1 protein-coding gene and 1 tRNA gene are annotated in these 1,040 nt (G+C 38.0%); one reads left to right on the plus strand and one right to left on the minus strand.

Translation table 11 applies throughout. The features are described from left to right. Positions 1-2: 2 nt before the first annotated feature. A tRNA-Gly gene (locus M8E35_RS26315) sits at positions 3-76 on the plus strand. A gap of 58 nt (positions 77-134) precedes the next feature. Here the strand turns inward: M8E35_RS26315 and M8E35_RS26320 are convergent. After that, the gene (locus tag M8E35_RS26320) at positions 135-530 is read right to left on the minus strand and encodes a CoA-binding protein (protein WP_252473928.1); all 396 of its coding nucleotides are present in this window, start codon (positions 528-530) and stop codon (positions 135-137) included. Between the last annotated feature and the right edge of the window lie 510 nt (positions 531-1,040).

The raw sequence follows: 1,040 nt of genomic DNA on the forward strand, positions 1-1,040 counted from the left end.
CTGCGGGTGTAGCTCAATGGTAGAGCGCTAGCCTTCCAAGCTAGTTACGAGAGTTCGATTCTCTTCACCCGCTCCATAAGAAATAATAACCGCACCGTTAGGTGCGGTTTTTAAATTATGCAAGAACATCAAACTTATTTCGTATTACTTCGTGTATGAATTAACACGCATTGGTTATGAACCACGGTAATCCCGTGTTCTTCACCATCTTGAATAGCATTTTTACTTTCGCTTCCGGGTTGCATCCAAACTTTTGTAATTCCAAGATCGTTACATTCCTTGACAACTTGTTCAGTGATTTTAGGAGGGACAACAATGCTTACCGCATCAGGTTTCTTTGGTAAGGCGGCTAGAGAAGGATAACAAGGATCTCCGTCAATACTCTGTAGTCCGGGATTAATTGGAAAAACTGAGTAACCCGCCTTTCTGAGTTGTTTATAGACCTTATAGCCATACTTGTCGGTGTTATTAGATACACCGATTACCGCCCAAGTTTTCTGACTCAAAAGTTCATTTATATCACTTGGCATACAAAATCCTCCTTCTGCTTAATTATTAGGGTGGGTTGAGGTCTATTATTAGGGCAATCCTATATGTAGCTTAACTGCTAATGTTATCTTTAGTGTAAAACAAACTCCTATGATTAGCAAACTAAGGTTGATTCTAAGTTTAATAGGGGATTCTCATACTAATTGATGATATTATATTTTAAGTATGAAGTATGAAGCATTGGGCTATCGTTATCAGGGGGGATGCCCAAGTGAATTAACAAATGTATAAGTCTTTGTTGACAATGAACTATGAAAATGCTATTATAACTGAGCGCCACAAAGACTCGACAACGGTTGAATAAGTAGGAATTTAGTACTCCTTACTTTACCAATCAGATGAATAAATTAGTTATTGACAACATCGGTTGAAAATGCTAAGATACAACTCTGGCCTAAACAGCCAAAGAGAATAATGGTCTTTGAAAACTAAACAACAAGGACAGCCAATGAGAGAGACTCGAAAGAGTTTCAAAAGAAATCATGAGCGAA

Source organism: Desulfosporosinus nitroreducens (genome assembly GCF_023897015.1).
GTDB classification, from domain to species: domain Bacteria; phylum Bacillota; class Desulfitobacteriia; order Desulfitobacteriales; family Desulfitobacteriaceae; genus Desulfosporosinus; species Desulfosporosinus nitroreducens.

Bases quoted from the DNA above. Each gene is read 5' to 3' on its own strand.
- M8E35_RS26320 (WP_252473928.1), bottom strand. From the start codon at position 530: ATGCCAAGTGATATAAATGAACTTTTGAGTCAGAAAACTTGGGCGGTA.